Genomic DNA, 24,427 nt, shown 5'->3' on the forward strand with positions numbered 1-24,427 from the left:
CGTTACCGTGCCGTTAGCCTCGCGGGTACACCACGTGCACCTCGTGTTCCTTCTGGTCGTCCTTCAAGGGCAAGCTGTCGCCCTCGACCGACGCGCCGTCGAGCAGGATGCCCGTTAGCTCCCCGTCTCGCGCGGGACGGAGATCGATGACATACGTCGAGCCTCCGAACACGTAGCGCAGGTTGTAGCCCGCCCAGGAGGACGGGACACAGGGTCGGATCTGCAAACGAATCTCTTGCAGACTGAGGCCGAGCAGCGATTCGATCAGGAGACGGTACATCCACCCCGCCGAGCCGGTGTACCAGCTCCAGCCGCCGCGACCGATGTGCGGGGCCACGGAATACACATCCGCAGCCATCACGTATGGCTCGATCTTGTAGCGCTGGACGGCTTCGGCGTCGCCCGTATGACTACCCGGGTTGATCATCCTCGCCAGTTCCCAGGCCCGGTCGTGCTTGCCCATATGCGCGAAAGCCATCGCCGCCCAGACAGCGGCATGCGTGTACTGCCCGCCGTTTTCGCGTACTCCCGGGACGTAACCCTTGATGTATCCAGGATCCATGGCCGAGCGATCGAACGGCGGATCGAGCAGGCGGATCAGCCCGACATCGTCCTGCACGAGGTGGCTGTCCAGCGAGGCCATGGCCTGCGTACGCCGTTCTTCGGGCGCGACATCGGACAGCACCGACCAGCTCTGCGCGATCGCATCGATACGGCATTCGTCGTTTCCTGCCGAGCCCAGCGGCGTACCGTCGTCGAACCAGGCACGGCGATACCACTCGCCGTCCCACGCATGGGTTTCGAGCGCCGCCGACAGCTTCGCCACCTCGGCCACACAGCGTTCGGCGAAGATCGTGTCACCGCGCCGCCTTGCCGTGCCCGAAAACTCGCGCAGCACGTGGACCAGGAAGAAGCCGAGCCAGACGCTCTCGCCCTTGCCGCCCTCGCCCACCTTGTTCATGCCATCGTTCCAGTCGCCGCTACCCATCAGCGGCAGGCCGTTGCGCCCGCGCGGCATGGAATGCTCGATGGCCCGTACGCAGTGCTCGTAGAGGCTTGCGCGGATGCCCGAGGGGCGCGGCAGGTCGTAATACGACTCCTCGCCCGGCTTCAGGAGACGGCCTTCGAGGTACTCGATCGTTTCGTCGAGCACGCCGGTGTCCTTGCTTGCGTGCACGTACCGGCTGGTGGCCAGTGGCAACCAGAGGTAATCGTCCGAACAGGCCGTGCGCACCCCGCGCTCGATCGGCGGATGCCACCAGTGCAGTACATCGCCTTCGACGAACTGATGCGCGGCGCAGACCAATAGCTGCGCGCGGGCCATCGCCGGCGCCGCATGCTGGGTCGCCATGGAATCCTGCAGCTGGTCACGGAAGCCGATCGCGCCGCCCGACTGGTAGTAACCGCTACGGGCGAACAAGCGACTGGCGATCGTCTGGTAGAGCAACCAGCCGTTCGCCATCGTATCCATGGCGGGCTCCGGTGTCCGGGCCTGTACCACGCCGAGGACGCCACGCCAGTGATCACGTACCGCCGCAAGCGTCCTCGCGGCGGAGCCGTCCTGACGGAAACGCTGCACGAGACCACGCGCCTCGGCGTCGTTGCCCGCCATGCCGAGCCGGATGACGACTTCGCGCGACTCCCCGGGCTCCAGTTGGAAGACCGCGCGCGACACACCACACGGATCCAGTCCCGCCCCTATGCGATTGTTCCAGCCCTGGCGCCGCATCCCGAGCGGCGAGTCCATCCGACCGTTGCGGCCGAGGAATTCGGTACGGTCGCCGCCGACCGAGCGCTCGCCATGTCCCACGTCGAGGAAGGCGACGCGCCCCGGGAAGTCGCTGTTGTACGCATTGCGTGCGAAGAGCGCGCCGGTGATCGGGTCGACCTCGGTCACCACGTGCATCGAACTCTTCTCGCGCACATCGCCGAGCAACCATTCCACATAGGCGGTGACCGACAGGCGGCGTGCCTCGGTACCGTTGTTGGTTACCGTGACGACCTGGAACTTCACCGGGGCATCCAGCGCGACGAACATTTCCAGACGCGAGAGAAGCCCCTCTTCGTCATGCTCGAAGGTGCTGTAACCGAAGCCATGGCGCGTGGTGTAAGCACCCTTGCCACGCATCGGCAACGGTGTCGGCGACCATGCGCGCCCACTGGCTTCGTCCCGCAGGTACACCGCCTCGCCACTCGCATCCTCGACCGGGTCGTTATGCCACGGTGTGACGCGGCAACCGTGCGCATTCTCGGCCCAGGTATAGGCACCGCCGCTCTCGGACACCACGGTACCGAATGACGGATTGGCGAGCACGTTGCACCATGGCGCCGGCGTTTCCGCACCCGGCTCCAGGACGATCACGTATTCAGTGCCGTCCGCGGAGAACGCGCCGGTAGGTGCTTTCGCCGCCGACCGCTCGGGACGCGGGAGGCGCGGCCATGACGGCGGGTCCGCCGCAGCCGGGCGCGACTCAAGGCGATGACGTTCCATTTGCTCGGCAAGCGAGCCCAGGCTATCGACCACCACGATGCGCGCGCTGGCTTCCATCACCAGGCGGTCTTCATAGGAAAGCGGCTGCGCGGCACGAATGTAGACACCGCCGGGACGATCGAGCAGGTTCGACTCCGTCCCCGAGGCAAGCAAGCCCGTAAGCGCGTCGTGCAGCGCCTGTCGGTAGCCCGTGCTGTCTTCGTTCCAGATGACGAGATCGACCGCGAGCCCACGCAGTCGCCAGTAGGCGGCCGCGCGAATCAGGTCGCGCGCCACGTCGAGCCGCGCGATATCGCCGATGCGCAGCAGGACGATCGGTAGGTCGCCTGACACCGCCTGTCCCCACAGCCCCGATTGCCCACGGGCGTTCGCGGCAATGAGTGCCGGTTCGGCACGCAGGGCGAGGTTCGGGTAGACCACCGAAGTAGCCATGTGCTCATAAAGCTGGGCGTCGGCAATCGTGTTGTTCGCCTGGCGCAGGGATACCTGGCTATGGGTCCAGGCGAGATCGAACACGCGATCGGAAAGGTGGCGGTCGCGGTACTTTTCGATCAGGCGCATGCAGCCATCGCGCGCGTCCGCCACGCCGGTGACGAAGTCGAGCGTCGCGGTCTGCTCCGGATCCAGCGTGATGCGAACCCGGATGGCGACGATGGGATCGAGCACGGCGCCGTCCGTATCCGACAGGCGCTCCGAGTCGGCATCGAGTGCCGCCGGCTGCGCCGTGCTACGCCCGCGTCCGATGAAGCGGGAGCGGTCGGTTTCATATGAGATCGCATCTACGTCGACATCGTGCACGGCCACGAGGTGACACATCCACGGCGGCTGCTCATCCGCCGAACGCGGCCGACGTGCGCACAACAGCGCCTGCATCGACGCGACGATCTCCGTCGTGACGAACAGCTTGCTGAAGGCAGGGTGCGCCATGTCGCCGTTGGGGTCGGTGAGAACCACTTCGGCGTAGCTGGTCAGCTCGATGGTGCGGCGTGTGCGACCGCGGTTGGTCACGCGCGTACGACGCAGCTCGATGTCGTCCTCGGGCGAGACGACGATCTCGGTATGCGTCTCGAAGCCGCGCTGGCGCACGCGGAACTCCGCGCGCGACTCCGAGAAGATCGCCTCGAACAGCTCCGTCCGTCGTGCCACCGGCTGATACGCCGTGCTCCAGACATCGCCCGTTTCGGGGTCGCGCAGGTAGCAGAACATGCCATGGTTATCGCGCGTGATGTCTTCGCGCCAACGCGTGACCGCCATGGCGTCTCGCCGGCTGTACCCGCCGCCGGCACTGCTGACCATGACGTGGTAGCGCCCGTTGGAAAGCAGCTGGATCGCCGGCCGTGGACGGTCGGGGTCGGTGAAGAGGCGCAGGCGTGCCTCAGGCGTCGACGAAGCAGTGGCGTCGTCACCCAGGCCGGCCGTATGCAGGTACTCGGTCGCACTGCGCGGCACGCGTTCCTGCAACAGCAGGGTCGTCGCCATCACATGCGGATCGGACTCGAAACGCCGCTGCATCGGCTGACCCAGCAGGAGATGGTCGATGGCAAGCAGCGACATGCCCTGGTGATGGGCCATGAACGAACGCACCACCACGGCGTCCTGCCCTGGCGGAAGGCGAGACGGGGTGTAGTCGACCGCTTCGTACAGGCCAAAGCGTCCGGCGAGGCCGGCATCGGTGAGGCGGCGCAGGTTACTGGTCGCCGCTGCGGGCGCGACCATCAGTGCGAGCACGCTGGCATACGGTGCGACGACGAGATCGTCGCCGAGGCCGCGCTTCAAGCCAAGACCCGGCACACCGAAGGCACGGTACTGATACGTCAGGTGAGCATCGACGGCGTTGTAACCGGACTCGGATACGCCCCACGGCAGGTTGCGCTGCTTGCCGTATTCGATCTGCCGCGCCACGGCCGCCCGGCAGGTCTGGTCGAGCAGGCTGCCTTCGTAGGTCGGCATCACCAGCATGGGCATGAGGTATTCGAACATCGAGCCCGTCCACGAGAGCAGGACGGGTGAACCACCCGTTGTCGTGAGCAGGCGGCCGAGCGAGAACCAGCTTTCTTGCGGTATCTGGCCTTCGGCGATGGCAACGAAGGTCGTGAGCCGCGCCTCGGAGGCGAGCAGATCGTAGAACGACGCATCGAGGGTACGGCGCTCGATGTCGTAGCCGATCGACATCAGTCGACGGTTGTCGTCATAGAGGAAGGCGTGATCCATGATTGCCAGCTCGCCAGCCAGCGCGGCGATGTCGCCCAGCGCCTCGATGCGCGCGAGCGCCGCGGAGCGTTGCGCAGCATTCGATGCTCCGCCATGAGCGAGCTGCCACCACGTCGGAATACCGTCCACCTGCGCTTCCCCACCATGCCACTGCCCGGCCTCGGCCAGCAGGTCGGTGCACTGGGCAGTCAGGCGGGAGAGCCAGAACACGGCTTCGTCCGAGGGCTCGTACCGGAGTGCGGCATCCAGCAGGGCCAGGCGATCGACCTGGCTCTGCGCAAAAGCGAGCACCGCATCCAGAGACAGCGGCGGCGAACCCGTCGTTTCCAGCAGTTCGTCCGACCAGGCAAGCAGGTCCGTTCGGTGCACGTCATCCACGTGCTGCAGGAGAACGCCGAGCGTGTCGCGCAGTCCGTCGATCATCACGGCGCGGAACACCGGCTCGTGTGCCAGGGCAAGAAGCCCACGCTGCAGCGTCAGCAGATGGCCGGCAAGATTGCCGCTGTCCACGCTGGACACATAGAGCGGACGCAGCGGCACGAGCGCTTCAGTGTCGTACCAATTGTAGAAGTGACCCCGGTAACGCTCCAGCGCGTGCATCGTGTCCAGCGTCGCCGCCGTGCGCGTGATGACGCTGCCGATGGCGAGATAGCCAAGGTCGTAGGCGGCGAGGTTCGCAAGCAGGCCCAGGCCCATGTTGGTGGGCGACGTGCGCCGGGCGACCCTGGTATCGGGCGTCATCTGCACGTTGTCGGGCGGCAGCCAGTGATCGTCGGGACCGACGTGGGCCTCAAAGAAAGCCCAGGTGCGTCGGGCGAGCAGGCGAAGGAACCCGCGGTCCGCCGCGCTGGGCGCATACACGTGACTGACGTCGGGCCGGCTCACCCACCAGGCGAACACCGGCGAGAAGAACCACAGCAGCAAGACGGGCGCCGCGATAGCGAGCACCATGGGACGCTCGACAGCGAGCGAAACACCAAGCACGACGGCGACCGCTGGTCCGGCCCACAAGGCACGCCACGGTACGTTGTGCGAACCGCGCCCGCTGCGCTCCACCTCACTGGAAGAACGCCACTGCAGCAAGTGCCGGTGACTGACCACGATCCGCCACAGCGAGCGGACGACGGCATCGACACTCACCCAGGCTTCGTGCGGCAGCCACGCCATGGACAGCACCAGGCGCAAGCCATGCTGCCCTGTCGCGACAAGTGAAGCCTGCGCATGCTGCCGCCAACCGATGTCGCGCGGCTTGCGCGACGCTTCCATCAACGCCTGCAGCAGCACGGGCACGAAAGCCATCGACAGGACGGCCAGCGTCCAGGTCAGCACGGGCGTGATCCACAACCAGCCAGCGACCAACAGGGCAAGCGCCGCCGGTGCACCGACGCTGCGGCGCAGGTTGTCGAAGATCTTCCAGCGCGACAGGTGACTGAGATCGTTGCGCCGCCAGCCATCGCGTGTCGGCACCGTGGGCATGAGCCACGGCAGAAGCTGCCAGTCGCCACGCATCCAGCGATGACGACGGATGCTGTCGTCGACGTAACGTTCGGGGTTTTCCTCGAAGACCAACACGTCGCTGAGCAGCGCCGTGCGTGAGAAGCAGCCTTCGATCAGGTCATGACTGAGCACGCGTTCGTCGCGGAGACGTCCCGCCAACGCATGCTCGAAGGCGTCGACATCGTAGATGCCCTTGCCGATGAACGAGCCTTCGTGGAAGAGGTCCTGGTACACGTCCGAGACGGCGCGCGTATAGGGATCGATGCCGGCGTCCGCCCCATAGAGACGCGCGTATGCCGAGCGTGCCTGCGCGGGAAGGCCGATACCGACGCGCGGCTGCATGATCCCGTACCCGGCCACGACCACACCGCGCGTTTCGTCGAACACGGGGCGGTTCAACGGATGATCCATCGCTGCGATGAGCAGGTGCGCCGTATCGCGCGGCAGCTGGGTGTCGGTGTCCAGCGTGATGACGTATCGCACCGGCGGCAGGTTTTCGATCCGGCCAACGATCAGCAGGAAGCGATCCGCGCCCTCGCCACGAAGCAAGGCATTCATGGCGGCGAGCTTGCCGCGCTTGCGGTCCGCGCCGATCCAGCGCTGTTCGGTTTCGCTCCATTCGCGGGGGCGATGGAACAGGTAGAAGCGGTCGACCTCGGCCGAGGGGTATCTCGCGTTCAACGCCGCCACGCGCTCACTGGCGCGCTCGAGGATGGCGCCATCCCCCGGCATCGAGGCTGCGTCCGCATCCATGAAGTCGGTGAGCAGGGCGAAGTGCAGCGCGCCGTCGCGATTGGCCAGGAAGCGGACTTCAAGCGCTTCGGCCACGTCGTCGACATCGCCGGTGCTACCGAGCAGGGTGGGCACGGCGACCATGGTCCGGGCCGCGGTGGGAATCCCCTCGGCATAGTCCATGCGCGGCAGATGGTCGGGGGTGGTCACCAGCACCGCTGCCAGATTCAGCAGGCTGAGCGTGAGCTGGCTGGCCACGATGAGTGCACCGAACGACAGCAGCGCAAGCACCCATCCCGGGAACGACGACGGTGAAGCGCTTTCGACGAGGCCGATCGTCAGTCCGGCGAGCGCCACGAGAAATGCCGTGAACGAGAAGCCGAACGGCGCACGGTCGAAAACACGGCGGCAGCGTGCGGCGAACGAGGGTCGCGTGCCGAGACGCCGTTCGAGCGCGGCAAGGCCCGGACCGACAAGGTGATAACCCACGTGCGTGATCGCGCCGTCCCGACGTTGTCCCGGATCGGGGCAACTCGCCGTCAGGGCGGCGCGCGCCGTGGCGACTTCGCCCATGTGCCCTGCACGTGCCAGACGCTCCACGACGTGGCGATAGCGATCGCGGCTAGCGAAATCCATCGCCGCGTAGATACCCGCGGGGTCCTCACGCAGGCAAGCTTCGACGAGGCTGGCGTGCTCGACGAAATCGCGCCAGTCGACGGTGACCAGCGCACGGAGGCTGCCGATGCTGTTGCCGACCGACACCTGCTGCGCGGCCTGTTGCTGCGACTCCATCTGCACGAGGTAGTCGATGCTCCTGCCAGACTCGGCGAGGCGCTGCTCGATCCAGCCCAGCGGCATGGCCAGTGCGGGGCCCTGCCCTTGCAACCGGCGAACCAGTTCAGCGACGAAGGGGGCGCTCATCACGGGCGACGATCGCGCCATGTCGGCCACGACAAGGACCACGTTCTTCGGATCGTCCGCCGCCATGTGTGTCATGGCGTCGGCCCAGCGCGTCGCGCGACGCCGCCGCGCCTTGTCGAGCATCACGCGTGCGGCGATGCGCCGGAGATTCTCGATCAGCGCGAGGCGCAGCATGATCGGAATGGCCCACAGCTCGCCGAGCTTCAGCGGCACCACGGACTGGTAAGACTGCAGGAAACGGGCGAGGCCCGCTGCGTCGATGCGACCATCGCCATGCGAAATGACTTCCAGCGCGATGTCGTAGACGCGTGGCAGCCCGCGCGACGGACCATCTTCCAGCTGCACCAGCTCGCGGCTGTAGCCTTTAGGAAAGTCCTTGTTGGCGATGCGGATGTGTTCTTCGATGAGGTAGAGGTTGTCGAGCAACCATTCCCCCGCCGGCGTGGTGCCCGCGCCGCGCCGTCCGGCCGCCATCAGCGCGCGGCAGACATCCAGGATGACGCGTTCATTGTCGGCAAGCCTGGGTAGCAGCCATTCGGCCGATCGCCGCGTGGCTACCTGATGGCGCCTCGCAAGCACCAGCCCGTGGGCTTCCATTTGGTCTGCGTTGAAAAGTTCGGCCCGCAGTGCGGGCTCACGCTCCGTACCCGGAGCGTCATGAGGACGTGCGCGCCTGAACAGCTCTATATCCTGCCCCTCGGGGGTGGTGGACTCGATTCGTGAATCAGCGCAGAGGGCCCCGTGACTCGGGGCGCCTTGGCAGCATACGCCTTCCGCTACCGCGCCGTGCGAAAGGTCAGGTTGAGCCGGTCCATGCCCGTGAGCGGATGATGCGAGGCCTTCAGTGGCAGCACGCCGTGGTAATTCATGCGTGAAGGGCCGCCCCAGACGACGATATCGCCATGGACCAATGGGATGTTCAGCGGCCGGACGCCCTTGCCCTGGCCACCAAACTGGAACATGGCCGGCACGCCGAGCGATACGGAAACGATGGGCTCGGAATCGCGCCTCTCGTTCCGATCCTGATGCATGGTGAGGCGCGAGCCGGTGACATACCGATTGACCAGGCACGCATCCGGCACGAAGCCCGCGAACCCGGCCTCAGCCGCTGCTTCCGCCGCCAGCCGCATGAACAGGTCGGGCATGGCCGGCCACGGTTGCCCCGTCTCGGGGTCGATGGCGTCATACCGGTACCCACGCCTGTCGCTGACCCACCCCACGCTGCCGCAATTGGTCATCGCCACGCTCATGGTGTGGCCGCCAGGCGTGACCAGATGCCGGAATGGCGACACGGCGGCTATCGCATGAATCGCGTCGACCAGCGCCGCCCCCTGCTCCAGCCCGAAGGCGCGAAGCACCATCGCGCCCGGGCCCAACAGCTCGTTGCGTCGCTCGGTAGCGGGAGTATCGGCGAACAGATCCGCAGTCATCTCTGCATTATCCCCGATTGGTTACTCGCCGAGAAATTTACCTAGCAGCCGTTTGAGTTCGTCGAACTCGGCGCGGGTGAATGACTTCAGGTGGGTGTTGATCACGGGTGGGACGATCTCCGGGATGGCATCGGCGACGCGGGTGCCTGCGCGGGTCAGGGTGAGGTTGACCACGCGGCGGTCCTTGTCGTCGCGGGAGCGCTCGAGCAATCCCTTCTCCTCGAGCTTGTCGAGCATCCGGGTCATGAGGCCCGTGTCGATGCCCAGCAGCTTCGACAGCTCGAACGGCGTGCTCGCCATGTTCGTGCTCAGCGAAATGATGATGCCCATCTGCTGGCTGCTGATGTCCAGGTCCCTGAGGGCCGCGTCGATCTCGGACGCGAGCACGTTCCGGGCCCGGGCCAGCATGAAGCCGATGCTCTGGGTGTGGACGAAGTTCTTGCGCGTGTAATGGTCCATGGGCGGATTATGGCCCATCAATGGCCCGCTGCCGCAGCCGCCGCCCCGCCACTGCCCTTGGTCGACCGGGCCACCCAGATCAGCGGGATGATCACGATGAAGGTGATGCTGGAGAGCCAGAAGATGTCGTTGAGACCAAGCATGGTCGCCTGCGCCGTGAGGCTACGCTCGAAGAACGCCATGGCGGCGTTCGTATCCACATGCAGCGTGTCGCGCAGCGAGGCGATCGTCCCGAGGAAACCCGGATCGTAAATCGTGGCGCGCTCGGTCAGTTGCGAGTGATGGAGGATGGTGCGGTCGCTCCAGCCGGTGGCGACCAGGGAGGTACCCACCGCACCGGCGAAGACGCGCACGAAGTTCGACAGGCCGGCCGCCGCCGGTACCTGGTCCGGGCGCAGGCCGGACAGAATGATCGCCGTGAGCGGTACGAAGAACAGCGCGGTGGGGATGCCTTGCAACAGCGTCGGCAGGACCAGGGTCAGGCTGTCGACATCGGTGGTGTACAGCGAGCGCATGAAGAACACGATGGCGAAGCCGATGAAAGCGAGCGTTGCCAGCACCCGTGCATCCGTCTTGCCCATGATCCGGCCCATGGCCGGGGCCAGGATAATCGCGAAGATGCCAAGCGGCGCGGTCACGAGCCCGGCATCGACCGATCGGTAACCGAGGTAGCCCTGGATCCACTGCGGCAGGACCACGAGATTCGCGAAGAACACACCGTACGCCACGGAGATGGCGATGGTCCCCCCGAGGAAATTACGCCCCGCGAAAAGGCGCAGGTTGACGATCGGCCGCTCTTCGGTGAGCTCCCAGATGATGAAGAACGCGAAGCTGACCAGGGCGAAGATACCGAGCGCGCAGATCAGCGGCGAATTGAACCAGTCCAGGTCCTTGCCCTTGTCCAGCATGATCTGCAGCGAGGCCACCCAGGCGATCAGCGACAGCAGTCCCATGACATCGATCGGCACGCGCTTGGTCGGCGTTTCACGGTCGCGGTAGATCGTCCAGACCACACCGGCGGCGAACAGGCCTACCGGGATGTTGATGTAGAAGATCCACGACCAGCTGTAGCTGTCCGTGATCCATCCGCCAAGTGCAGGCCCTGCGATCGGGCCGACCGTGGCGGTCATCGCCCACAACGAAAGCGCCGAGCCGCCCTTTTCCTTCGGGAAGGTGTTCAACAGCAACGCCTGCGAAAGCGGTACCAGAGGTCCCGCTGCCACGCCCTGCAGGATGCGTGCTGCCAGCAGCACCGGCAATGTCGGGGCGATGCCACACAGCCACGACGAAAAGGTAAACGCCAGGATCGCGACCACGAACAGCTTCACCTGTCCCACCCGTTGGGTAAGCCAGCCCGTCAACGGAATCGACACAGCGTTGGCGGCAGCGAACAGGGTTATCACCCAGGTGCCCTCGTCCACCGACACACCGAGGTTGCCGGATAACGTGGGGATGGCGACATTGGCGATGGAGGAATCGAGCACGTTCATGAACGTGGCGAGCGCCACGGCCACCGCGCCCAGGACGAAGCGCGCGCCGGTGAGCGGCGCGGGGAGAGGAGCTGCCGATGGCGACGACATGGGGACGTCCAGCTTCTAGATATCTGACATATCAGATATGAGGGTAAAAAGAAGACCGCGATCGTCTGCCCGCAACAACTTGCGGGAGACGGCGGTCCGTCCGGTGCGCCGACGTGCCCGTGCCAGCTACCTGACCACAACTATATCTGACTATGCAGTTATATACAAGGCTTCAGCCAAGAGATTTACGTAGATCTACGCATGCCCTGCGCGTGGCGGCAGGCTTAACGTTGATCGACGTTCGTCCCTTCCGCCGTGGAGCTCACCATGTCCGACAGGAACCGTACCCGCCGAGCCCTTGCCCTGCTGCTTCCCGCTGGCATCCTCGGGGCCTCCACCCTGCTCGGCTCGGCCCAGGCGACCGTCCTGCCCGCCCGGCATGCATCGACCGACCCGGCGGAGGTAACGCTCAACGTGGCCGACCGACTGGCTGCCATTCGCGAAAGTGTTGCCAGCGAAACCACCGACAGTGGGGCCGCCCGCGGCACGGTATATCCCCTCATGGCGTGGGTTAACTTTGGCGGATTCGGCTGGCGCAACGGTGGATGGCGGAACGGCGGTTGGAGGAACTGGGGCAACGGGTGGCATAACTGGGGTAATGGCTGGCACAACTGGGGCAATGGTGGCTGGCATAACTTCTGGCACAACTGGTGAGCCCGGCCATCGTGCGCGCGGACGTTGCCCGTGAGGAGGCCCCTGTCGAGGCAACACCGTGCATCGACACGGTCGTGCTGCAGCCCACGCCCTTCTGCAATATCGCGTGCCGCTACTGCTACCTGCCCAGCCGCAGCGACACCGCGAAGATGTCGCTCAATACGGTGCGCGCGGTATTTACCGCCGTTTTCGCCTCGGGCTGGTCCCATCCTTTCCTCACCGTGATCTGGCACGCCGGCGAGCCGCTGGTCATGCCCGTGGCGTACTACGAAGAGGCCTTCTCCCTCATCGCCTCGCTGACTCCGCACGGCGTTGAAGTGCGTCATGCCATCCAGACCAACGGCATGTTGATCGACGCCGCGTGGTGCGCCCTCTTCCGTCGCTGGGAGGTCGGCATCGGCGTGAGCATCGATGGGCCGCGGGAGATGCACGATGCCAATCGGATAGACCGGCGCGGGCGCGGCACCTTCGACAAGACCGTCGCGGGCATTCGCTGCCTGATCGACGAGAAGATTCCCTTCCACGTGATTTCCGTGCTGTCTAAGCGTAGCTTGCAGGCGCCGGATGACATGCTCGCCTTCTATCGCGAGCACGGCATCACAGACGTCTGTTTCAATGTCGAGGAATCCGAAGGCGATCACGTCTCCGAACTCTTCGCCGAGGAAGGCGTCGAGGTATGTTTTCGCCAGTTCCTCAGCAGCTTCTGGCGGAAGTCGCGCGAAACGGCCGGCATCCGCTTCCTGCGTGAAATCGACGGCATGCTCACGCGCATCCTCCGGCCGGACGATGCGTCCGCTGAGAACTCGCAAGTGCAGCCCTTCGGCATGATGAATGTGGACTGTCACGGCAATGTCTCCAGCTTCTCGCCCGAGCTGCTCGGGCTGAAGAACGCTGACTACGGTGACTTCATCGTCGGCAACATTCACACCGATTCACTCGAAACCATGCGACGCAGCGACGTCATGCACGCCATGCTTCGCGACATTTCCGCTGGTGTCGCCGCGTGCAAGGCGGAGTGCGCCTATTTCTCTGTTTGCGGCGGCGGATCGCCGATCAACAAGCTGACCGAGAACGGCAGCTTCGCCACCACCCGGACTTCGTTCTGCGACCTGGTCCAGAAGGTGCCCACCGACCTGATCCTCGAGGCGCTCGACCGGCTCGAGACAGTTCTCGACGACGACATGCTGGTAAGGAGCGCGTCATGAATGCAAAGACTCAGCTCGTTTTCATCCTTGCCGCGGGCTGCCTCTGGCTGGCACCGCACGGCCTGGCTGTCGGCCAGAGCAGGTCGGCCACGAGGGGTGCCACCGTGCAGGACACGCCCGGCTCGACCGCGGACCAGCCGGCCAGCGAGCAGGACGCGGGCGATGAGGAAGCCGTGCCGATCCTCAAGATCAGCAGCGTGGAACTGATGCGCAGCACCCACGCACCTGAGCTCGATATCGTCCGGGTGCGTGGCCTCAGCAGCACGGAAAACTGGAGCGATCCGCAACTCGTCGCCATCTCGCGTGGGCCGTCGGCCGATGGGATGCTGGACCTGCTGTTCGTCGCTCGCGCGCCGGATGACGTGTCCACCGCAACGAAGTTCGGCCCCATGGAAGCCATCTTCGTGATCGAGCCCGGGCACCCCTACAAGGGGATCCGTGTGCGTAGCGCCACTAACACTGTCAAGCTCACCCAGCTTCCCGGCTACGCAGAGGTTCAGGGGCGCGAGGTCGATTGTTCGGGTTGTGTCGGCAAGACGTATGTGCCCAAGGGCGGCGCGGGCGGTGGCAAAGACGCCGTGCGCGAGGAAGACCTTCCCACGAGTACGCGAGTGCTTCGCGAGAACGACGGCATCCGCAAGCTGGACACCGACCCGAACCGGTTGACGTTGATCCTGGGGCCGAACGACAGGATCGTGCAGGCTTTCTGGGACTGAGTGGCTAGAGCATCGCCGCTGAAGCGGCTCCCACACAGAGCGACAGGCTTTCTGTGGGAGCCGCTTCAGCGGCGATGCTTCACTGTGGGAGCCGATTCATCGGCGATGCTTTATCAGACGCCGCCAGCGTACTGACAACCCGCCTGATCACATCCTCGTCAGGCAACTTGCGCCCGTAGTGGTCGAGGTAAGCACCATCTGGACCGACCAGAAACAGCACGGTCGAGTGGTCCATCAGATAGCCGCCGCCATCCACCGGCACTTTCTTGAAATACACGTGGTACTCATCCGTGATGACGTCGATCTGTTTCGTCGTCCCGGTCAGGCCAACGACGTTCTCCCCGAAGGCCCGCACATAAGCCTGCAACCGCGAAGGCGTATCGCGTTCCGGGTCGATCGTGACAAAAACGGGCGTGACATCCTTGCCACTGGCCTGCCGCACCGCGTCGGCGATCTTCACGATCTTCGCAAGGTCCACGGGGCAGACGTCGGGGCATGAGGTGTAGCCAAAGTAGAGAAGTAGCGGGCGCCCTTCGAACGACGCTTGAGTCACGGCGTGACCATCCTGGTTGGTCAACTGAAACGGGCCGCCCACCGTCGTCGCTCCTGATGCGCTCCCGGCCGGACCTGCTGCCGAGGCCGTGGGCGGCGACAGGGACAAGGCCACGAGCATGACAAACAGCCACCGCATCAGAAGGATCCGTTTAGCGTGATCGAAACGCCGAGCAACCCGGACGTCTGTCCGCCCTGGCGCGAGCGGCCACCCGACAGCGCCAGATCGACGAGGCCGGTGACGTGATACACCATGCTCGCTTCGGTGAGGTACTCGTTGTACCGCGACGCCCCAGTCGGCGAGATCTGCTTGTTGGTGTGCGTAAGCCCGTAGGCAAAACGCCCGGCATCGAACGTGAGGGAAGTAGTCAGGTATTCGGTATCGAAGCCGGGCACGCCATTTTCGTTGTGCACCTTCACGTACTCGACGAAGGGCACGAGGTCGAGATAGCGACCGGCGAGCGTCGGGCCGAGGTCGGTCGTGGGCACGAAGGGAATCATGTAGCGGACCGAGGCCGCACGCATCTGCTCGTTGGCGGCCGTGGGTGATGCGGCAGACACATCGCCCTTGTGGTTGCTCATGTAACCCACCTGCACCTCGAGGTAGGGAATGGCGGCCGGGGCGCGCCAGTTGACCACGGCAGCCGCATTATTGAGCTTGCCCGTGTTGGTCGCGCCACCATCGGCGCGTCGCGCCTGCTGCGACGGACGCAGGAAAGATCGGCTGAGCACCGAGGTGTCGGCGGCATACACGCTCAGGCTGGGAGCGATGGTGCCCCAGTTGTCCGGGTAGAACCGATATTCATAGGTACCGCCATTCATGCCACCCAGGGCATAGGGCGCAACGAAATCCGACGTATACAAGCCGGGTGCGGCGTTCTGCGCGCGACCGAACGGCACGTCGTACTTGCCCAGGCGGAACGACGACACATAGCCCTGGTGGTACCAGTTCACGTCAGTGATATTGAGGCCGGTGCCACCGAGCCAACGCCGCTCACCAGGACGCGTGTCGGTCACGGGACTGACCTCACTACCCACCCATATCTCGTCGATGGTGGTCAGGCGGAAGTGCACCGCGGTGGTGATGTCGAAGTAACCGTTCGTCGTCACCGTATGCGGCTGGTGAGGAACGTCCAGGCCACTGAAGTCGTACTGGATGGCCGTGCTGTAATCCATGCCGAGGCCGGGGTAGCGGCCGTTGCTTGCCTGGGCCTGCCCGGCAAGGGAGAGGCCAAGCGCAAGCCCGACGCCAACGCCGACGTAGTCGATGCGCCTCCTCATGGCTGCTTTTCCGGGGTCGCACCAAGTGGGCGACTAGCGTTCGAAGGCAGCCTCAGCGGGTTGCCACCCGTATTGCGCAGGTACGTACACATCTGGTTGGCGCCGTATATGCCGCCCAGGGGTTCGAGTTTCACTGCCTCGTCGTACTCGGCCGGACGGACCACCTGGATCACCTGCATCATCCCGCCGTCTTCGTGCTCCATGATGTGGCAGTGATAGACGAACTTGCCGAGGATGACCGGATCGGTGAACGGGATCAGCACCGTGGTGGAACCCAGGGCGGGAATGAACACGTTGTCGCGATAACCGATGAAGTCAATGTCCTTGCCGTTGATCTTCGTCACCTGGAAGTCGAGCTGGTGGATATGAAACTGGTGAAGCTCCTGGCTCGGGTTGACCAGGGTCCACTCTTCCACGTCACCGAGCTTTACGGTGGTGTCGACGCGACCGATGTCGAACTGACGACCGTTGATGAAGAAGGCATTGGGATCGGAGTCGGAGTCCTGGAAAACGAAGCGGCGGCGATTGGCCGGCGTCACCTTGCGAAGGTCCGACACGGCCGGATATGGACTGGTGATTGCTACCGTCTTCATCGGTTCACCCGACGAGACGAGCATCCCGAGCAACGCTCCGGCATAGGTATCGCCGGCCGGGCCGGTATTTGCCGAACCCAACGCAAGCGGATAGGAACCCGGGGCGGGACCGGTGACCAGGATGCTCACGCGCGCTGAGGGCCCGATAAGCATCTCGTCGACACCGACCTGCTTGACCACGGTGTCCGCGTCCTGGGAGAGCAGCTGCATGTGGACGCCGTCGATACGGATGCGGAAGTACTGGTTCGCAGCGATATTGAACAGATGCCAGAGCTGGGTTTCGCCCGGATGGATCCGGATGGTCGGCTGGAACTGCCCGTTGATCGTGCGGATGGAAGGCGCGCCGGTCACGATCTCGCTGGCCAGTTGTCCCGTGGAAGTCTTCTGGAAGTTGCGCAGCACCAGTGCGCGCTCCCGCACATTCTTCAGCTCCGGGAACTGGTCCTTGATGCCGTCGACCAGAATCGGGCCCGCCAGGCCGCCGGACACCTGGTGCTCCGCGCCGTCGTGGAAATGGCTGTGATACCAGTAGGGTCCCGGCGAATGGTCGTCGGGTAGATGCAACACGTACTGGCCCTTTTCGTGCGGAGCGGTGGTCCGGAAGATGCTGTCACCGTCGTCGAGCGGCGAGACCTGCATCCCATGGAAATGCAGGTTGGTCAGCTCATCCATGCGGTTATCGAGGGTGAGCTTGATCGTTCCACCCGGACGCGTACGGATAAGCGGCGCGTCGTAGTCGTCGTTGAACACTAACGACGTATAGGGCGTATTGCCGACAAGGATCTTCGACTTCGCGGCCACCAGGGTAACCGTGGTCACCCCGTTCGCGTCGTAGGTGTACTCACGTGGCGGACGCAGGTCATCCGAAGGCGGATCGGCCAGCGCCGTGCCGGCCAGACTTGCCAGCAGGACCAGCGTCGTCGCACGCACGGACCAGCGTCGTTTCATACGCTCAGTGGCGCCCGTTCTCGTTGGCGACATCCGCGGCAAGGCGCAACTCCTCGTTGGCCTGCTCGAGCAGACGCTTGGCGTTCGCTGCGTGGCCGCCCAGGCGAGAATCGTTCATCTCCTGCGCTTCGCTCACCAGATGCCACGCCTGAATGATATTTTCCTGGGCCTGGCGAAGGTTGCCGTGCCGGTTGCCGATGTCGACAGTCGGCCCCTGCTGGGCTTGCGTGGCACAGCCGAAAGCCAGCGCCGCGCCAACGACGGCGCCGATCAGAATCGACTTTTTCATCGTGGAACTCCCCATGTCCGGGCGGTGCCGGCGCACGATGCGTCGACTCCCCTTCGATGCTCATGGTGTCGTTCCCTGCGCAAGCGGTCTTTCGGATACGCAGGCCACTTTTCCGATTCGAACGACGCGACCGCCCCACCGTCCGCCCCGGTGCTCTCCATTCGTCCTAAGTAGTTCTTCGGCTTACCGGGCGGCAGCACAGGCGTAGCGTCTATCTCAGCCATCGGGGAGACGCTCACGTGCGCCTGGACGAGACCTCATATGCATCCGCGGGCGAACGGGATGGCCCTGCCCTCGTCCCCCTGGAAACGATCTGGCTAGTGCCGTCAGGACCGGCCCGAGTCGCGCCACACGTCATGGCGACCCGCTGGATCGAGCGACGAGCGTCGGCACAGCTGGCGGGCATCACGCCGCCGGACGTCTACGTCGTGCGTGTCTTTTTGAGCGCAGCCATGATCCGGCTCGATGCCAACGGCCGAACGATCGTTGACGGTGCCCTGGCTGCGGGCGCGGTGCATGTCAGCCTTCCCGGCGATGCGCTGTCGATGACAAGCGAGGGAGCGTGCGACACCCTTCAATGGTACCTGCCAGGGCCGTTCGTCCGCGATGCTGCCTCCCATATGGGTTGCGCGGCGTTGCTCGACGCTGGCTTGTTCGGCGGCATCTACCACGACAGCGTGATCGAACAGCTGGCAATGGCCCTGCTCACCGTCAGCTCGGGGCCGTGCTTGCTGGACACGGCAGGGCACTTCGCCATCCCCGTCCTCAGCCGCCTGTTCCAGCTTGCCGGTTCGCCGGCGACGACCTCGCTCGACCCGGTGAAACTCGCCATGCCGAGATGGCGCATGCGGCGTGTCGATACGTATATTCATCAACACCTGGGGGACCCGATCAGCCTGGCCGCCGTCGCGGCTGCGGCGGGCCTTTCACCCATGCACTTCGCCGCGCGTTTTCGCCTCGCCACCGGCCAGCGGCCGCATCACTACATCCTGCGGGCGCGCATCGAACACGCGAAAGTCCTGCTCACGTCGTCTGGGCGATCCGTCGTCGAAGTGGCCGGCGACGCGGGCTTTCGCACGCAGGCGCACTTCACCACCATCTTCAAGAAACTCACCGGCGCCACGCCCTGCGCCTGGCGCCGCGAGCGCAACGGTGAATCAAAACATGTGGGGAAATTCAGGTCGCCGGATGAGTGACACCGGGCGCGTTGGACACCATCCCGATCAGCTCCGACAGGCCAAGCCAGAGAATCTGCAGGCCGATGCAGAAGATGAAGAACGCGAACAGGCGCATCACCACCTGCGTTCCCGCCGTGCCGAGGCCACGCTCGATCCGCTCGGCGAAACGCATGCACAGGTAAATGCTCGCGCTGATGATCACCAGCGCGATGCCCACGGCGGCGAAGTGGATCAGGGTAGGCCCCTGTCGCGGCGACCCCGTGCCCAATGCGATAGCCACGGCGATCGAACCCGGGCCGACCGTCAGCGGTAGCGTCAGCGGGTAAAAGCTGGGATCGCGCCGGCCATGGTGGTGGTCCACCGCCGCGGCCTCGTTGTCCTGCTCCTCCTCGACATCGTCCGGAGAGTCCAGCAGCCGCCATCCAGCCATCGCCACGACGAGGCCGCCGGCCACGCGCAGCACCGGAATCGAGATACCGAAGAACTCCAGCACGTAAGCACCGACCAGCAACGAGGCGAGCAACAGGGCGAAGCTGTTCACGGCGACACGGCGAGCCATGTCCGCACGCTCGGCGTCCGTGGCATGCGGCACGATGCTGATCGCCATGAAGGCGGACGCAGGCGGGTTCACGATCGGGAAGAGGCTCGCCACGATCAGCAACACGGTCTGGGTCAACTCTTGCCACATGGGTTTCTCCGGGACGCAGGTTGTTGCGACGCAGGATGACAGATTCGTGTCGGTTGAATCATCCTCGCCGCCGGTGCGTCAGGGGGCGCGTCGCTTACTCATTCAACGCAGGGATCTCGATGAATCATCGACGCATGACGCCGTGTATTGCCGTGTCCGCTCTTCGCCTCCGTCCCCTGGCCCTTGCCTGCACCGCCGCTCTCCTTGTGTTTTCGGTGACCGATGCGTTTGCCCAGGAACAGGCAACGTCGCCGGCCGCCCCGAAAAGTGAGACGCCGTCCACAAAACCGGCAAAAACCGAGAAAAAGAAGGACCAGCGCGCAGCCAATCCGGACGCGGCGAGCAATCTGGACGCGATCGTCGTCACCGGCATCCAGGGCAGCATCCAGAGCGCGATCAAGGCGAAACTGAATTCGGACAACATCATCGAGGCGATCTCCGCCGAGGATATCGGCAAGCTGCCGGACAGCAGTATCGCGGAGAGTCTCGCCCGCCTGTCCGGCCTGGCGACGCAACGCGTCGATGGCCGGGCCAACCAGATCTCGATCCGTGGTACCTCTCCCGACTTCGCGGGCACCCTGCTGAACGGGCGCGAGCAAGCCACCATCGGCGAGAACCGCGGTGTGGACTACGACCAGTACCCCTCCGAGCTGATCAGCGGCGCCGTGGTCTACAAGACGCCGGACGCGAGCCTCATTGGCCAGGGTCTATCCGGCACGGTGGACCTGCACACGATCAAGCCGCTCGACCTGCCGAATCGCGCCTTCGCCGCCAACCTGCGCGGCGAGAGCACGACCAACGGCAGCCTCAATCACGGCAGCGGTGTCGGCGACGCCGGTCACCGCGCCAGCTTCTCGTATATCGACCAGTATTTCGATCACACCCTCGGCCTGGCGGTCGGTTTCGCCCAGCTCGATTCGCCGATCCAGGAAAAGCAGTACCAGGCCTGGTGGTGGAGTAACAACAACGGACCCAACGGCGCCGAGGGCCAGTGGGGTGCCGCACACACCCCGGGTCTGCCTGACGACGTGCTCTCCCAGGAGGGTGCACAGTTGCGTGCGAAGTCCGAGAACCAGCTGCGCAACGGCCTGATGACGGTGCTCGAATGGGCCCCGGACGATCACTACCACTCCACCCTCGATCTCTATTACTCGACTTTCGACCAGAAGACCTACCTCAACGGCGCGCAATGGTCGAGCAGCCCTTACGACAACGTCGCCTATGCGAACGTCGGCACCACGCCGGCGCAGCCGTATCCGATCGTCACCTCGGGCCATATCGACGGCCTGAAGACCGTCCTGCAGAACGAGTACACCAAGGAGCGCGACAAGCTGTTCTCGGTCGGCTGGAACAACCAGTACGACTTCGGCAACGGCTGGAACGCCACGGCCGATCTCTCTTACTCGAGCGCGAAGAAGCATCTGCATGACGCCTACCTGTTCGCCGGCCTGCCGGGCCAGGCGACCTCGTCGACGGACTTCCAGACAAGGCGCGATGAGGGTTTTCCCGACTTCTCGCCGGGCACGGACTGGTCAGACACCTCGGCAGTGAACTTCACCGACCCGAACAACTACGGTTACGACGGGCGCGAGGAATACGACAAGCAGAAGGATACGATCAAGGCGTTTCGCCTGGAGATCAGTCATCCGGTTGGCTGGATTTTCAGCGACTTCAACTTCGGCGTGAACTACTCCGACCGCGAGAAGACCAAGCAGGCCGACGTACTCTTCGCCTGGCTCAACGGCAATGGCTCAACGTCGGCCGACTACCTGCCCGGCTTTGCTGCACCGATCGATCCGGCCTCACTGCGTGGTATCACCGATCTCGGCTTCGGCGGCATTCCGGGGATCGTGAATTACAACGTCCTGAGGGCGCTGGACAACCAGTACTACGAAACCGACCGGAACACACAGGGCGACTGGAGCCGCAACTACACCGTTCGCGAAAAGGTGCCTGTCGTGTACCTGAAGTTCAACATCGATACGATGCTGGGCGACGTGCCGCTGCGTGGAAACATGGGTGTGCAGGTGGTGCGCACCATCCAGTCATCCGACGCACTGCAGACCAATGGCGACGCCCTGGTCGGCAAGATTTCCGACGGGACGAACTACACCAAGGCGCTTCCCAGCCTTAACCTGGTCGCCGAAGTCGCCGACAAGCAGTTCCTGCGTTTTGGCCTGGCCAAGACAATGGCGCGTGGACGTATCGACGACGAGAAGGTCGCCACATCCGCCGGGGTAGCCCTGGTGACCGACGGCCCCGCCGCCGGCCAGGTACTCTGGGCAGGCAGTGGCGGCAATCCGAAGCTGAAACCGTATATCGCGGTCGGCGCGGATCTTTCGTGGGAGAAATACTTCGGTACGGCGAGCTATGTCGCCGCGGCGGTGTTCAACAAGAACCTGCTGAACTACATCTACAACGAAACCACGCTCAACTACGACTTCTCGCGCTACACGAACGATACGCCGACCCTCACGCCAACCAGCACCATCGGTTCCTTTACCCGTCCGGAAAACGGCACGGGCGGCCGGATGCAAGGGCTGGAACTGTCGGGCGTCTTCGAGGGCAACCTGCTCACCCATGCGCTCGACGGGTTCGGCGTGCAGGGCAACTTCTCGCTGACCAACAGCTCGCTGCCCGTCAGCGCTGTTTCGACCATCCCGGGTAGTCCGTCCACCCTGCCCGGCCTGTCGCGGAAGGTGGCGAACCTCGCCCTCTTCTACGAGAAGCATGGCTGGTCCGCGCGCATTGCCGAACGCTACCGTTCGTCGTTCACCGGCGAAGCGGTGGCCCTGTTCGACCAGCTTGGCTACCAGAAGATCCTGGCCGACAAGCAGACTGACCTGCAGCTCGGCTACGCCTTCAACGAAGGTCGCTGGAGCGGATTGTCGGTGCTCCTGCAGGTGAACAACGTGACCAATTCGCCGCTGAAGACCCAGCAGATTTCCGCGTTGCCGAACAATCTCCAGATCGGCCGGCCGCTGGAGTACGACACGTATGGCCGCACGGTGATGTTCGGCGTGAACTACAAGCTCTGAGTCGGCTCAGTTAGGCCAGGGCGTGTCGGACGCGGGCTGGCCGAGGTGTTCCTCGGCCGGTCCCGCGCAAGCCCAGCAGGGCACGCCAATCTGGCAGCCGACTTCTTCGTCGATGTAGGTCAGCTCACCCACACCCTGGCAGATCGGGCAGGGTTCGCCGCCAGCGAACGTCGCAGCGATGGGAGGGGGCATGGCAAGGGCCTCATGCGGTCGTCGAAGCCCTGTTATACGCTGCCGCTATCGCCGGCGCGACGCTGGGAGAGGAACGGCATGCTGCGACAGGACACGTCAGGCCCTATCTTGCGGCCCTCGTTGGCGAGACGCCTGCTGTGGGCCATCGCCGGTGTGATCATCGTTGCACCGCTGCTTTACCTGGCGGCTGCGGTCGTGCTCGGCGCCATTCCGGTGAATCGCCACTGGCAACCCGCCGATGACGGCGTCACGGTGTGGCTGACCACCAACGGCGTCCACGCGGGCCTGGCGATGCCCGTGCGGGATCCCCTGATGAACTGGACGACGCTTTTTCCACCCGTGCATAACGCGCACGCGAACGATAGCAACGGCGATGCCTATGTCACCGTGGGCTGGGGTGACCGCACGTTCTTCCTCGACGTTCCGCAATGGAGCGATCTCCGCGCCTCGACGGCACTCAAGGCGATCACCGGGCGCGACGGCGCCGCCATGCACGTCGAATACGGCCCGGCACCGACCGGAGACCCCAAGGCAATACGACTCACCATCACACGCGAAGCGTATGCCCGTCTGGTCGCCTACGTTCGTCACAGCGCCACCGTCGACGACACGGGCACGGCGGTATGGATTGCCGGTCACCACTACGACACGAACGATGCCTTCTATGAAGCCAGCGGTCGTTACAGCCTCTTCGTCACGTGCAACCAGTGGACTCGCAATGGCCTGGACGCGAGTGGCGTGCGTGTGCCCGTCTGGTCCCCCTTCGACAAGGCGCTGTTCTGGCAGCTGCGCGATCAGGCGGGCCGCTAGGCCACCGTGGCTTTCGCGATAGTGGCCACGAGCTCACGCAGCCACTGGTGTGCCGCGTCGGCCTGCATGCGCGGGTGCCACGACGCGTAGAGGGAGATATCGTGCGTGGGGATGGGTAGCTCAAACGCATCCAGGCGTCGGGCAAAGCGTTGCACGAGCCGCGAAGGCATGACCCCGACATAGTCGGTGGCTTCGAGGATGTCCGGCATCAGGTGGTACTGCGGGACGGACACGGCCACCTGGCGCTGGCGACCGAGTCGGTGCAGGTAGTCATCCATGAAGCCATGAAAACCACCGCCGTCGAGCGACACAAGCACATGGCGTAGAGCGCAATACGTATCCAGGTCAGGCGCCGTCGTGCCGCGCGGATGCCCCCTGCGCTGCGCCATCAGATAGCGGTCTTCGAGAAGCACGCGCGCCTTCATCGCGGGCGGGATCAGGCTCTGGATGCTGATCAGCAGGTCCACGTCGCCGTTTTCCATCAGCGCGCCGATGCGCGCGGGATCGACCGGTCGAAAAGCCACGCGGATACCGGGCCCCGCATGCGAAGCCACCCATGCGACGAGGTCGACGCCGAGGATCGCCACGCCGTTGTCGCTCATCGCGATCTGGAAGGCGCGTGTGCTTTCTGCAGGGTCGAACTCCGGCGCGTGGGTAACCACGCGGTCGAGATCGCGCAGCGCAGCGCGCAGTGGATCGCGCAGTCCCACCGCCCGGGCCGTGAGCGTCATCCCGCGCCCCGTCTCCGCGGGGAGCAACAAGGGATCACCGAACAGATCGCGAAGCCGCGCGAGCTGGGCGGACAAGGCGGGCTGGCTGAGTTTGAGGCGCCTCGCCGCCCGGGTAACGTTGGCTTCCTCAAGAAGCACGTCCAGGGAGACCAACAGATTCAGGTCGGCGCGGTTCATATCCATGGAATGGATAGCTCGTATGTCTGGAATCAATATTGATTATAGGTCTAC

General features: G+C 64.6%; 17 protein-coding genes. 6 read left to right on the forward strand and 11 right to left on the reverse strand.

Annotated features, from left to right (window positions below):
- Nucleotides 1-13: 13 nt before the first annotated feature.
- The 4 genes from ACVWWJ_RS13660 to ACVWWJ_RS13675 all read right to left on the reverse strand — a co-directional run bounded on the left by ACVWWJ_RS13660 (nucleotide 14) and on the right by ACVWWJ_RS13675 (nucleotide 11,321).
- A complete protein-coding gene (locus tag ACVWWJ_RS13660; RefSeq protein ID WP_456968304.1) occupies nucleotides 14-8,449 on the reverse strand; it encodes a GH36-type glycosyl hydrolase domain-containing protein in 8,436 nt (2,811 codons plus the stop codon).
- A gap of 179 nt (nucleotides 8,450-8,628) precedes the next feature.
- Complete coding sequence (gene alkB, locus ACVWWJ_RS13665; RefSeq protein ID WP_456968305.1) at nucleotides 8,629-9,282, reverse strand: DNA oxidative demethylase AlkB; 654 nt, start codon at nucleotides 9,280-9,282, stop codon at nucleotides 8,629-8,631.
- A gap of 21 nt (nucleotides 9,283-9,303) precedes the next feature.
- Nucleotides 9,304-9,741, reverse strand: coding sequence for a MarR family winged helix-turn-helix transcriptional regulator (locus ACVWWJ_RS13670; RefSeq protein WP_456968306.1), 438 nt, complete (start codon nucleotides 9,739-9,741; stop codon nucleotides 9,304-9,306).
- A gap of 17 nt (nucleotides 9,742-9,758) precedes the next feature.
- A complete protein-coding gene (locus ACVWWJ_RS13675) occupies nucleotides 9,759-11,321 on the reverse strand; it encodes a DHA2 family efflux MFS transporter permease subunit (RefSeq protein ID WP_456968307.1) in 1,563 nt (520 codons plus the stop codon).
- 267 nt (nucleotides 11,322-11,588) lie between these two features.
- Here ACVWWJ_RS13675 and grrA point away from each other — a divergent pair, with 267 nt between their 5' ends.
- From grrA to ACVWWJ_RS13690, 3 genes are read left to right on the forward strand one after another with little or no spacing between them, the layout of a single operon-like run.
- Nucleotides 11,589-11,975, forward strand: coding sequence for a GrrA/OscA1 family cyclophane-containing rSAM-modified RiPP (gene grrA, locus ACVWWJ_RS13680; protein ID WP_159894048.1), 387 nt, complete (start codon nucleotides 11,589-11,591; stop codon nucleotides 11,973-11,975).
- Nucleotides 11,972-13,180, forward strand: a complete 1,209-nt coding sequence (grrM, locus tag ACVWWJ_RS13685) for a cyclophane-forming radical SAM/SPASM peptide maturase GrrM/OscB (protein WP_456968309.1) — start codon at nucleotides 11,972-11,974, stop codon at nucleotides 13,178-13,180. The genes grrA and grrM overlap by 4 nt, the downstream gene beginning before the upstream one ends.
- The gene (locus ACVWWJ_RS13690) at nucleotides 13,177-13,896 is read left to right on the forward strand and encodes a hypothetical protein (RefSeq protein ID WP_456968310.1); all 720 of its coding nucleotides are present in this window, start codon (nucleotides 13,177-13,179) and stop codon (nucleotides 13,894-13,896) included. Before grrM ends, ACVWWJ_RS13690 begins: the two co-directional genes overlap by 4 nt.
- Nucleotides 13,897-13,975: 79 nt before the next feature.
- On the opposite strand, the gene ACVWWJ_RS13695 is transcribed toward ACVWWJ_RS13690, so the two are convergent.
- Genes ACVWWJ_RS13695 through ACVWWJ_RS13710 form a run of 4 tightly spaced genes read right to left on the reverse strand, consistent with a single transcriptional unit; the run spans nucleotide 13,976 to nucleotide 17,559 of the window.
- On the reverse strand, nucleotides 13,976-14,587 hold the full coding sequence (locus ACVWWJ_RS13695) for an SCO family protein (RefSeq protein ID WP_456968311.1): 612 nt from the start codon (nucleotides 14,585-14,587) through the stop codon (nucleotides 13,976-13,978).
- The gene (locus ACVWWJ_RS13700; RefSeq protein ID WP_456968312.1) at nucleotides 14,587-15,729 is read right to left on the reverse strand and encodes a hypothetical protein; all 1,143 of its coding nucleotides are present in this window, start codon (nucleotides 15,727-15,729) and stop codon (nucleotides 14,587-14,589) included. Before ACVWWJ_RS13700 ends, ACVWWJ_RS13695 begins: the two co-directional genes overlap by 1 nt.
- Entirely contained in the window at nucleotides 15,726-17,270 is a 1,545-nt protein-coding gene (locus ACVWWJ_RS13705; protein WP_456968313.1) for a multicopper oxidase family protein, read from the reverse strand. The genes ACVWWJ_RS13700 and ACVWWJ_RS13705 overlap by 4 nt, the downstream gene beginning before the upstream one ends.
- 4 nt (nucleotides 17,271-17,274) lie before the next feature.
- A complete protein-coding gene (locus ACVWWJ_RS13710; protein ID WP_456968314.1) occupies nucleotides 17,275-17,559 on the reverse strand; it encodes a hypothetical protein in 285 nt (94 codons plus the stop codon).
- A 356-nt stretch (nucleotides 17,560-17,915) separates the two neighbouring features.
- Here ACVWWJ_RS13710 and ACVWWJ_RS13715 point away from each other — a divergent pair, with 356 nt between their 5' ends.
- A complete protein-coding gene (locus ACVWWJ_RS13715; protein WP_456968315.1) occupies nucleotides 17,916-18,755 on the forward strand; it encodes a helix-turn-helix domain-containing protein in 840 nt (279 codons plus the stop codon).
- Here the strand turns inward: ACVWWJ_RS13715 and ACVWWJ_RS13720 are convergent.
- The gene (locus tag ACVWWJ_RS13720; RefSeq protein WP_456968316.1) at nucleotides 18,736-19,425 is read right to left on the reverse strand and encodes a MarC family protein; all 690 of its coding nucleotides are present in this window, start codon (nucleotides 19,423-19,425) and stop codon (nucleotides 18,736-18,738) included. The two genes, ACVWWJ_RS13715 and ACVWWJ_RS13720, sit on opposite strands and share 20 nt — an antisense overlap.
- Nucleotides 19,426-19,544: 119 nt before the next feature.
- Between ACVWWJ_RS13720 and ACVWWJ_RS13725 the strand changes: the two genes are divergently transcribed.
- Nucleotides 19,545-22,463 carry a TonB-dependent receptor gene (locus ACVWWJ_RS13725; protein ID WP_456968317.1) on the forward strand — a complete coding sequence of 973 codons (2,919 nt, stop codon included), beginning with the start codon at nucleotides 19,545-19,547 and terminating at the stop codon, nucleotides 22,461-22,463.
- A gap of 6 nt (nucleotides 22,464-22,469) precedes the next feature.
- On the opposite strand, the gene ACVWWJ_RS13730 is transcribed toward ACVWWJ_RS13725, so the two are convergent.
- On the reverse strand, nucleotides 22,470-22,655 hold the full coding sequence (locus ACVWWJ_RS13730; protein ID WP_456968318.1) for a hypothetical protein: 186 nt from the start codon (nucleotides 22,653-22,655) through the stop codon (nucleotides 22,470-22,472).
- 78 nt (nucleotides 22,656-22,733) lie between these two features.
- On the opposite strand from ACVWWJ_RS13730, the gene ACVWWJ_RS13735 reads away from it, so the two are divergent.
- On the forward strand, nucleotides 22,734-23,465 hold the full coding sequence (locus ACVWWJ_RS13735; protein WP_456968319.1) for a TIGR02117 family protein: 732 nt from the start codon (nucleotides 22,734-22,736) through the stop codon (nucleotides 23,463-23,465).
- Here the strand turns inward: ACVWWJ_RS13735 and ACVWWJ_RS13740 are convergent.
- Nucleotides 23,462-24,379, reverse strand: coding sequence for a LysR family transcriptional regulator (locus tag ACVWWJ_RS13740; RefSeq protein ID WP_456968320.1), 918 nt, complete (start codon nucleotides 24,377-24,379; stop codon nucleotides 23,462-23,464). The two genes, ACVWWJ_RS13735 and ACVWWJ_RS13740, sit on opposite strands and share 4 nt — an antisense overlap.
- Nucleotides 24,380-24,427 lie beyond the last annotated feature (48 nt).

Source organism: Luteibacter sp. HA06, from assembly GCF_054061215.1.

What these genes read in the sequence shown, in the direction of transcription:
- ACVWWJ_RS13660 (WP_456968304.1), bottom strand. Translation starts at nt 8,449, where the DNA reads ATGGAAGCCCACGGGCTGGTGCTTGCGAGGCGCCATCAGGTAGCCACG.
- alkB (WP_456968305.1), bottom strand. Translation starts at nt 9,282, where the DNA reads ATGACTGCGGATCTGTTCGCCGATACTCCCGCTACCGAGCGACGCAAC.
- ACVWWJ_RS13670 (WP_456968306.1), bottom strand. Translation starts at nt 9,741, where the DNA reads ATGGACCATTACACGCGCAAGAACTTCGTCCACACCCAGAGCATCGGC.
- ACVWWJ_RS13675 (WP_456968307.1), bottom strand. Translation starts at nt 11,321, where the DNA reads ATGTCGTCGCCATCGGCAGCTCCTCTCCCCGCGCCGCTCACCGGCGCG.
- grrA (WP_159894048.1), top strand. Translation starts at nt 11,589, where the DNA reads ATGTCCGACAGGAACCGTACCCGCCGAGCCCTTGCCCTGCTGCTTCCC.
- ACVWWJ_RS13690 (WP_456968310.1), top strand. Translation starts at nt 13,177, where the DNA reads ATGAATGCAAAGACTCAGCTCGTTTTCATCCTTGCCGCGGGCTGCCTC.
- ACVWWJ_RS13695 (WP_456968311.1), bottom strand. Translation starts at nt 14,587, where the DNA reads ATGCGGTGGCTGTTTGTCATGCTCGTGGCCTTGTCCCTGTCGCCGCCC.
- ACVWWJ_RS13700 (WP_456968312.1), bottom strand. Translation starts at nt 15,729, where the DNA reads ATGAGGAGGCGCATCGACTACGTCGGCGTTGGCGTCGGGCTTGCGCTT.
- ACVWWJ_RS13705 (WP_456968313.1), bottom strand. Translation starts at nt 17,270, where the DNA reads ATGAAACGACGCTGGTCCGTGCGTGCGACGACGCTGGTCCTGCTGGCA.
- ACVWWJ_RS13710 (WP_456968314.1), bottom strand. Translation starts at nt 17,559, where the DNA reads ATGAAAAAGTCGATTCTGATCGGCGCCGTCGTTGGCGCGGCGCTGGCT.
- ACVWWJ_RS13715 (WP_456968315.1), top strand. Translation starts at nt 17,916, where the DNA reads ATGGCGACCCGCTGGATCGAGCGACGAGCGTCGGCACAGCTGGCGGGC.
- ACVWWJ_RS13720 (WP_456968316.1), bottom strand. Translation starts at nt 19,425, where the DNA reads ATGTGGCAAGAGTTGACCCAGACCGTGTTGCTGATCGTGGCGAGCCTC.
- ACVWWJ_RS13725 (WP_456968317.1), top strand. Translation starts at nt 19,545, where the DNA reads ATGAATCATCGACGCATGACGCCGTGTATTGCCGTGTCCGCTCTTCGC.
- ACVWWJ_RS13730 (WP_456968318.1), bottom strand. Translation starts at nt 22,655, where the DNA reads ATGCCCCCTCCCATCGCTGCGACGTTCGCTGGCGGCGAACCCTGCCCG.
- ACVWWJ_RS13735 (WP_456968319.1), top strand. Translation starts at nt 22,734, where the DNA reads ATGCTGCGACAGGACACGTCAGGCCCTATCTTGCGGCCCTCGTTGGCG.
- ACVWWJ_RS13740 (WP_456968320.1), bottom strand. Translation starts at nt 24,379, where the DNA reads ATGGATATGAACCGCGCCGACCTGAATCTGTTGGTCTCCCTGGACGTG.